Origin of the sequence: Psychrobacter sp. Ps3 (genome assembly GCF_022129275.1) — a bacterium.
GTDB lineage: Bacteria > Pseudomonadota > Gammaproteobacteria > Pseudomonadales > Moraxellaceae > Psychrobacter > Psychrobacter submarinus.
In genome coordinates, this window is the sequence record NZ_JADQAL010000021.1 from 36,792 (window position 1) to 46,143 (window position 9,352).

A 9,352-nucleotide genomic window follows, 5' to 3' on the forward strand; every position below is an offset into this window, starting at 1 on the left:
AAATGAGGGATGAAACAAACAAGTGAACTAAGAACGACTGGGTTTTGCTGAGTTGCGTTTTTTCATCTTGCGAGATAGCTTATTAACGTCATTCAATATCTTGCTATAACGGTTTGGGAATACCCGCTGCACCGCATCTATCATCTTAGCATCATTACCAATCAAGCGCCGCGGCTGATTGGTAGCGGCGGCTTCTAGAATAATCCAAGCGGCCTCATTGGCATCAAATTTCAAAAACTTATTAAAGCTGCGAATGGCGCTCGGGCCTGAGCGCATGCCAAGCTCGCTGATGCTATCGTTACCGCGGGCGCTGTTGGCGATATTAGTACGGATACCGCCCGGATGAATACAAGTCGCTGAGACGCCGCTACGCTGAATATCGAGCTCTTGACGCAAGCTCTCAGTGAAGCCGCGTACCGCAAACTTACTGGCGTTATAAGCAGACTGAGATGGCTGAGCGGTGAGACCAAATAGGCTTGAGATATTAACGATGTGCCCATGCTCATTGAATTGACGTGATTTATTATCGGCTTTGGCTTTACTGGCATCGGTTTCACTAAGCTTGACGCTGTTTTTGATCAGTGGCAAAAAGGCCTTGGTGCCATATACCACGCCCCAGAAGTTGATATCCATCACCCATTCTAGCTCCTCTAAACTACTACCTTCGACCGTCGAGTAGAGCGCCACGCCGGCATTATTGAACACAAAGTTCACTTTGCCGTGGTCGGCGACTACGCTATCCGCCCAGTTATAAACGGCATCTTTGTCCGCAACATCAAGGACACTAATAGTGCTTTTAACATCATAACCTTCGAGCAGTTTTTGCGTTTCAGCGAGCGGCTCTGCACTGATATCTGAGAGCGCCACCTCACAGCCCATTTTGGCCAAATGGATAGCAAGCGCGCGGCCCATACCCGAGCCTGCACCAGTAATTGCGGCGACGTGACCTCTATAAAAGTCGCTGATATCTTCGCTTTGCGTGCTATTGGAGGCATGAGGTTGTAAGGAGTCAGGCAAATGCTGGCGTAGGGCCGCGGTCATAGAGTTCAACATGAGTAACAATCCTTTGTAATGATGAGAGTAATAATAAAAGTAATGAGGTATTAAGTACGAGCGTTAAATAGATAAAATAACACGTTAAATACAAACGAACATGATGTGAGCTTATCACGACTTAGGCTTGCAACTGAAACCCATCAGTATACGCAGCTGTCATCTTTTAGCATAAAAAAAGGTGTCTAGCATACATAATGCTAGACACCTTTGTATTATTTAATAAGCCTATAACTGCCAACAATGAAGAGCTAGGCAATTTTAGGGATTTTGCCTTCGTTGATGACGGTATCATCGACAGTGACTGACTTAGCATTTTCCATCGATGGTAGCTCATACATAGTTTCTAGCAAGGCGTTTTCGACGATAGAACGTAGACCACGCGCCCCTGTTTTGCGCTCCATGGCTTTTTTGGCAATGGCATCAAGCGCCTTTTCGGTAAAGGTAATCTTAGCGCCTTCCATATCGAAGAGATACTCGTATTGCTTCACCAAAGCGTTCTTAGGCTCAGTCAATATCTGGATGAGCGCATTTTCGTCGAGCTCTTCTAATGCGGCTAATACCGGCAAACGGCCAATCAGCTCTGGGATCAGGCCAAACTTAATCAAATCCTCTGGCTCGACAAGCTGTAGTAAGTCTGAGCTGCGGCGGCTATCGTCTTTTGAGCTGACATCAGCATTGAAACCGATACCGCCTTTTTCAGTGCGCTGCTGGATGACTTTATCGAGACCAGCAAAAGCACCACCTACGATAATCAAGATATTACTGGTATCGACTTGGATCAGCTCTTGCTGTGGATGCTTGCGACCACCATGCGGCGGAATAGCAGCAACTGTGCCTTCGATGAGCTTGAGCAGTGCTTGCTGAACGCCTTCGCCTGAGACATCACGAGTGATCGATAGGTTCTCACCTTTTTTACTGATTTTGTCGATCTCATCGATATAGATGATACCTTGTTCGGCTTTGCTGACATCATAGTCAGAAGCTTGCAGTAGTTTTTGTACGATGTTTTCGACATCTTCACCGACATAACCCGCTTCGGTGAGCGTTGTTGCATCCGCCATAGCGAAAGGCACGTCAAGAAGGCGCGCTAACGTCTGCGCGAGCAAGGTTTTACCTGAGCCGGTCGGACCGATTAGCAAAATATTACTCTTGGCCAACTCAACCATCGCATCATCCGCGCCGATCTTAGCTTTTTTCTTATCACTGGCCAAAGTTTGGCTGACTTTAAGACGCTTATAGTGGTTATAAACTGCAACGGCCAAGGCTTTTTTGGCCGCGTCCTGACCGATTACATAGTCATCAAGCTTGGCGCGCAGCTCCTTAGGAGTCGGTAGCTTTTTGTTGACCCATGAGGTATCAAGCTCGCCATCTGTTTCTTCCTCGTCAACGCTGTCTACGATGAGGTCAGTACAAAGCTCAACACATTCATTACAGATATTGGCATCATCAGCGGCAATTAACTGTTTTACTTCACTTTTGGCTTTACCGCAAAATGAGCACTGCGGGGTCTTATCTTTTGCCATATAGAGGCACTCCTAAAATCTTGCTTTTTAGTTTAAAACTTATCGATAACGGTGAGTCAGTCGTCTACTTAAACCCTAATACTCCAATGTCTAACTACTTAAATTATCAGCATTGGAGTATTCAGTATTCAATCATAACTATCAGAGATTACTTAAGGTCAGCAGGGCGACGCTCTAATACTTCATCGACTAAACCATACTCTTTGGCTTCCTTGGCATCTAACCAGTAGTCACGCTCAACGTCTTTTTCGATCTTCTCTACTGGCTGGCCGGTACGCTCAGCCAAAATCTCGTTGAGACGGGCACGAGTCTTGATGATTTCACGCGCGTTAATCTCGATATCAGTCGCCTGACCTTGCGCGCCGCCCGATGGCTGATGAATCATCACGCGCGAATTAGCTAGCGCATAGCGTTTACCGCGCTCGCCCGCTGCCAACAAGAACGAACCCATGCTATAAGCGCCGCCCATACAGATGGTTGACACTTCAGGCTTGATGAAGTTCATCGTATCAAAAATAGCGAGACCGGCACTTACAGAACCACCTGGAGAGTTGATATATAAATGGATATCTTTGTCCGGGTTTTCCGCTTCTAAGAATAGCAACTGAGCGACGATAAGGTTGGCCATGTGATCTTCGACTTGACCGGTCAAAAATATCACCCGCTCACGTAATAGACGCGAGAAAATATCGAACGAACGCTCGCCGCGTGCGGACTGCTCAACCACCATAGGGACGAGAGCGCCTTGTGCCGCTTGGCCTGAACTTTGCACTTGATCGTGGGCGCTCATCAGCATATCGAAATGAGGATTGGCAGTGATGCGATCATAATCTGTCATAGAAATGTCCTAATATTTAAAGGTAAGTAGAAAAGGGTAGTAATAAAATAACTGTTTTTATAAAAAGCGCTGTTTTTAGAATAGAGGGGTTAGTCTGTGAACGGACTAAGCTATAAATTAAAAAGTCCAGCAATAGTAACTTTTTTAGGGCGTACTAGTAAATGCTTAGCGTCACAAATGATAAATTGTCCCCTATTAATAAGGCGTCAGTCATCAATTATCAAGGGCAGCGTAGCAAAGATAGTAAAAAACTCACTATTCGTCATGGTCAAAAGCAAATCGTACTGACAAAAATGCCCCAACAAAGGTGTTGAGGCAATTTATATATCTCGCTAGCACTCAATGCGGTAATGATCGCTCATTCATGCGCAAAGGCGGTAAGACTCACTGACTACATTGCTTGCTGCTGCTGTTGCTGAGCCGCGAGCAGGTCTTGATAGCTGACTTCTTTATCAGTGACTTTACCTTGCTCAATCAAATAGTCAACCACTTGGTCTTCTAACACGACTGATTCGATATTTGCGCGTTGCTGCTTGTCATTAGTGTAGTACTCGATGACCTCAGCTGGATCTTCGTAGTTTTCAGCAGCTTCTTTAATGAAAGTCTCGACGCGATCTTGATCGACCTCAATACCCTTAGTATCGATGAGGCGAGCGACGATGATACCTAGACGCGCGGCACGTAAGGCTTGCTCTTCGAACAGCTCATTAGGAAGCATATCTTTATCAAAGCTATCAGCGCTTGAGCCGAACTGCTGAGCGAAACGCTGCATCATCATGCTACGCTGACGATCGATCTCTTGCTCTAGCATCGCGCTTGGCACATCAAATTCGTTTTTCTCTAGTAGCGCATCAAAAGTCGCTTGCTTCACTTGGCTACGCGCGGCGTTCTTGATTTCGCGTTCCATATTTTTGCGCACATCTTCTTTTAGTTTGTCTACGCCGCCCTCAGTCACGCCGAACAGCTCAAGGAACTCTTCATCGATCTCAGGTAACTTAGGTTTTTCGACCAGTTTAACGTTGATTTTGAACTGAGCTTCTTTACCCGCTAAGTTTTCGGCTTGATAATCTTCTGGGAAAGTCACATCGATGGTCTTTTCTTCGCCAGCTTTCATGCCTTTGATACCGTCTTCAAAGCCTGGAATCATCTGGCCGCTACCGATGACTAGTTTGAAGTCTTCAGCGCTACCGCCTTCAAACTTCTCGCCGTCGATTGAACCTTCAAAGTCGAAAGTGACCTGAGTATCTTTGGTCGCTTTACCTTTTTTCTCAACGTACTCTTGACGCTGCTTTTGTAGGTTTTCGATCATAGTATCGACATCAGCATCATCAACAGTAGCAGTATGACGCTCTACTTCGATCTCATCGATACCTTGTACTTCCACTTCTGGGAAGATCTCAACAGTCGCTTGATACACTAAGAAGTCATCTTCAAGTTTAACGTCGTCGATATTTGGCATACCAACGGCGCGGATGTCCTCTTCTTTGATCGCTTCAAAGACAGTATCACGGATGACATCGTTGATCACTTCTTGCTGGATGCCCGCACCGTACTGTGAGCGGATGTGCGACATTGGCACTTTGCCTTTACGAAAACCGTCGATTTTGGCGGTTTTCGCCACTTGGCTGATGCGGCCTTCGACTTTACTTTGGATTTTTTCAACAGGAACTTTAACCGTCAGTTGTGTCTCTTTGTTAGACAGCTTGTTGGTTGTGACTTGTAAATCTGTAGCCATGTTAATTACACCTTAGATGATTAAAATAATAGCCAATCGCGCTTATATATGGATAAAGATAAACGAGTTATCGATTGCCGTTAGAATGAATAGGGTATTGCAGATATCAGCTTAAACACTGAGCGCTGATAACCATTACCGCTGCCTGTAACCCTGATTACTGTTTTAGTCAGTCTTTTATCAAATAAAAGGGCCTTAGCCCAGCAGCAATAAAATTTAAAAGTAGAACAGTATAATCTATCTACTAATTAAAGTAAAAGCTATCTGTTTACCTAAGCGTATATTTGCTTTAAATTGCTTGCAAAAAGAGATAAATAGATGCCCAAAACCTCATAATTGCTGCAATAATTGCCTAATCGCTTGTCCGCGATGACTGATTTGGTTTTTATGAGCACTATCCAAACTTGCCGCCGTTGCCTCTAATTGGGGTAACCAAAATAGTGGATCATAACCAAAACCACCATCGCCATGTAGCGCGTCTAATATCTCGCCTTGCCATAAGCCTTGAGCGATAATCGGAAGCGGGTCATCAGCGTGACGGACCAGCGCTAATACACAGACGAACATCCCCTTAATAGGTGCGTTTGGGTTTTGCTTACGAATAGGCTGCAAGTCAGAGATAAGCTTGGCGTTATTGTTAGCGTCATTGCCATGCTCGCCGGCATAGCGAGCAGAGTAGATGCCGGGCGCATTACCTAACACTGGTACACATAAGCCTGAATCATCGGCGATCGCCGGCAACCCGCTGCTACGGCTAGCATGACGCGCCTTGATAATGGCGTTCTCAACGAAGCTCAAACCGTCCTCAATCGCATCTGCTATATTGAGCTGACCTTGAGGTGTGATGGTAATGTCCAAGTTCGCTGCTGCAAATAATCGCTCAAACTCGGCAAGCTTGCCTTTATTATTGCTGGCTAGCACCCATTGACTTTGTGCCGAAAACTGCTTCTGTCCTGAAAATTCGCTGAACTCATCCTTTGACGGGCTCTGTGCAAGCGTTTGCGAAGTGGGGGTATTCATAAAAACTATCCAAGATTTGAGAAGTTGTCTGCGTTATCCGCTAGCCTATACTAGTTAGCGAATGCTCTATAACATTTAGTAACGGATATCACCCGCGACTATTGTTATACTAGCTCACAAGCTACAGTGAATTATAGCTTACAGCTTATGCCCTTTGAGTTTACTTCTTATTCATTAGAATCTATAACATTGATTTAAATCGATAAGTAGCCACTCGGAGTCATTAAGCTCGTTTTAGGGTTATAACTTTTTAGATTTCTGATAAAGGAATTTATAATAAGGTGTCTAAGTATTTCAAGGTACTTCAAGCACCAGTGCATATTCACTAATAATAAACTCAGCCAACTTAGTCTTCTATTTAATAGCGAGCTCTATCATCAAAACGGTGTAGAGATTACGGCTATAAAGTGTTGGCTAAAACAGCAAGGATAAAATAACTATGTCAAATATCAAACTACCAGATCTACCTTATGCTAAAGACGCACTAGAGCCACATATCAGTGCCGAGACACTAGAGTATCATCATGACAAGCACCATGCAGCTTACGTAAATAAATTAAAAGATATGCTACCAGGTTCTGGTCTTGAAGATAAGACACTACCTGAGATCATTGAAGCTACGGCAAAAGACGATAGCAAACAAACTATGTTTAACCAAGCAGCGCAAGTCTGGAACCACACGTTCTACTGGAACTGCATGACGCCTGACAATGGCGGCGGCGAGCCAACAGGTGATCTAAAAGGTAAAATCGAAGAAGACTTCGGTAGTTATGACAAATTCCGTGAAGAGTTCAAAAATGCAGCGACGTCACAGTTCGGTTCAGGTTGGGCATGGCTAGTTGCTGATAAAGTTGGCGGCAAACTCTCTATCATGAAAACGAGTGATGCAGATAACCCACTTGCACACGACAAAATCGCGGTATTAACTTGTGATGTGTGGGAGCACGCTTACTATATCGATTATCGTAACCGTCGTCCTGATTACGTCGACACGTTCCTAGACAAGCTAGTGAACTGGGACTACGCAAACGCAAAATACAAAGGTCAAGATGCTGGTGTTGAAGGTAAATAAGCTACCTAGCTTTTGATTTGTAAATAAAAAGAGGACGCTGAGAGGCGTCCTTTTTTTGTGGGCGAAATCAAATTGCGGTTATTTTTAGAACACTTTATTGATGCATTACAGAAAGTAAGTGATCGCCAGCGAACCTTTATCAGAAAAAAATGTTCAGCAGCACTATAATGATTTTCAATAAAAAATGGAATTAACACGAGGGAGCTCGTGAACAAAGCGCGCATGGCTGTACTTGCCATATTAACACTGTCGGTCATTAATCTATAATCTATGCTTTATGATATTTAGCAACTTGGTAGGGATGCGGGCGTTTCCTGACTACTCACCGATGGTAATGACGCTATTTAATGTGTTTTTGATGACCCTTGGGCTGCTGAGCATTTGGCAGCTATTCACGGGAATTGACGGTCATGCGATGCGCGGCAAGATACTGCTATTGCTCGCGGTGGAGTTTTTTGCGGTGTATGCGGCGGATATTGCCAACATTTTCCCGCGCTAGGCAGAACCGATAGGACAGATACTGCTTGCGGTAGAAGTGTTTGGTGCAATGCTTGCGGTATTGCTGTTTGTGAGTGTAAGTTGGTATGTTAAGTCTGCGCCCATTAAATCTTGATCATTTAAATACACTTATCGATAAGCTAGTGAACGAGGAATAGGCAAACGCAAAATATAAAGGTCAAGATGTTGGCGTTGACGTGTAATTTTTATTAAGCATTTGATTTGAAAAAGGACGCCGTGAAGCGTCCTTTTTTTGGTTTGAGGTACTAAGCTGAATTCTAGACACCAGTTAAGTTAGAAATTGATTCTAAAACAAATTCTAAATCTTCTTTTGCTTTTCTTATAGGATACTGCTGGAACAAATTAACTTCCCCTTTATTAACTGAAATATCAATTGATTTTATTATTTTTTGACAGGATCTTTGAAATGCTACTTGATTACCTTTAGATAGTTTTGTATAACATGAATTGTAAAATTCTCTATACATTAGAACCTGTCTGAATTTATATACATTGTTTTCTAAATTATAGAGCATTGAATGAGCTTTTGAAAATTTCGTATATATTTTATTCGATTCATTTTCGCCCATTGCTACTAGAATTAATAGTCTGGCTTGCTGTATGTCTATATAGCTTGTGTAGTAATCACTATCTTTTTTTAAGGCTAAAGCATAAGATTGGTCTAGAAATTGTTGAGCCTTTCCATATTCTTTGAACGTAATATGGGCCATTCCATACTGTAACCAAAAGTGAGGATCTCTTTTTAACCAGTCAACAGAAACTTTTAAGTTTTCATAGTATTTTTTAAGGCTACCTTTTTTATTTGTATCAGACAACAATCTTTCTATAAAAGAAAATCTTAAAATCGATTTAAATATTACACTTTGTTGGTAATCTTTAGAACTATACCCATTGAGACGTTGTGCGATCACTTGCAATATATTCGTGACATAAGTTGGCGAAAAATAATTTCTAATTATAGATAAACAGAAAAGACTAGACTTCGTTTTTATCCCTTGGGTAGTAATATGGAATAGATTCCGAAAATTCACGTTACTTTTCATCTCTGCACTATATATTTCATCATTACCTGATATCTCGGATATTATACTGAAATCGCATTCAATATCAACAACTTGACATAAGGCGATTGCAAAGATTGTATCTTTAATTTTAGTATTACTTAGAAGAGGTGATAGTTCATTCAATACTCTTTCTTTAAATTGAGGTGCATTAAATAAGTTTAGAAGAGTTAAAGAAAGTTGAGAGCTGTTTTTCTCTTTAATGAATTTAGCTTTCAAATCTTGTGGTAGTCCAGCTTTATCTCCCCACATACCCAAATTATCAATTATATCAATTAATTCATATATTTCATCTTCAAAAAGCATATCAAGACTAATTTCATTGTATTCGAACCGTATATCTTTAAGCTTTGCACGAAGACGTTCATGTACTCCAGTGCGTGAAGTCGCAATTAGACCTCTTGCAAAAGTCATAGTTTAAGCTCGGAATTAATGATACCAGCAAACAGCTTCATTCTAAGATCATAGCGCTGACGACGGTTGCGATATTTATGAGCCACGATTTTAAACAACTTGATTAAGCCTATT

At 42.5% G+C, this 9,352-nt stretch carries 8 protein-coding genes and 1 pseudogene; 2 read left to right on the forward strand and 7 right to left on the reverse strand.

The genetic code is table 11. The annotated features are described in order from the left end of the window. Positions 1-27: 27 nt before the first annotated feature. The 5 genes from I3248_RS08025 to rdgB form a co-directional block, all read right to left on the reverse strand. Positions 28-1,053 (reverse strand): SDR family oxidoreductase, encoded by a 1,026-nt coding sequence (locus I3248_RS08025; RefSeq protein WP_269117163.1) that lies wholly within the window; start codon positions 1,051-1,053, stop codon positions 28-30. A 251-nt stretch (positions 1,054-1,304) separates the two neighbouring features. Beyond that, positions 1,305-2,579, reverse strand: coding sequence for an ATP-dependent protease ATP-binding subunit ClpX (clpX, locus tag I3248_RS08030; RefSeq protein WP_025646274.1), 1,275 nt, complete (start codon positions 2,577-2,579; stop codon positions 1,305-1,307). 148 nt (positions 2,580-2,727) lie between these two features. After that, entirely contained in the window at positions 2,728-3,369 is a 642-nt protein-coding gene (gene clpP, locus I3248_RS08035) for an ATP-dependent Clp endopeptidase proteolytic subunit ClpP (protein ID WP_201559027.1), read from the reverse strand. A gap of 439 nt (positions 3,370-3,808) precedes the next feature. Beyond that, positions 3,809-5,152: a trigger factor gene (tig, locus tag I3248_RS08040; RefSeq protein WP_238063233.1), complete on the reverse strand. Its 1,344-nt coding sequence runs from the start codon at positions 5,150-5,152 to the stop codon at positions 3,809-3,811. A 330-nt stretch (positions 5,153-5,482) separates the two neighbouring features. Further along, positions 5,483-6,172, reverse strand: a complete 690-nt coding sequence (gene rdgB / locus I3248_RS08045) for an RdgB/HAM1 family non-canonical purine NTP pyrophosphatase (RefSeq protein ID WP_238063234.1) — start codon at positions 6,170-6,172, stop codon at positions 5,483-5,485. 439 nt (positions 6,173-6,611) lie between these two features. Here rdgB and I3248_RS08050 point away from each other — a divergent pair, with 439 nt between their 5' ends. Then, a complete protein-coding gene (locus I3248_RS08050; protein WP_238063235.1) occupies positions 6,612-7,244 on the forward strand; it encodes a superoxide dismutase in 633 nt (210 codons plus the stop codon). 277 nt (positions 7,245-7,521) lie between these two features. Then, positions 7,522-7,743, forward strand: coding sequence for a hypothetical protein (locus tag I3248_RS08055; RefSeq protein ID WP_238063236.1), 222 nt, complete (start codon positions 7,522-7,524; stop codon positions 7,741-7,743). Positions 7,744-8,020: 277 nt separating this feature from the next. On the opposite strand, the gene I3248_RS08060 is transcribed toward I3248_RS08055, so the two are convergent. Both I3248_RS08060 and I3248_RS08065 read right to left on the reverse strand, forming a co-directional pair. Beyond that, entirely contained in the window at positions 8,021-9,238 is a 1,218-nt protein-coding gene (locus I3248_RS08060) for a hypothetical protein (RefSeq protein WP_238063237.1), read from the reverse strand. Next, positions 9,235-9,352, reverse strand: a pseudogene (locus I3248_RS08065) (IS5/IS1182 family transposase); the annotation flags it as partial. The gene I3248_RS08060 and the pseudogene I3248_RS08065, both read right to left, overlap by 4 nt.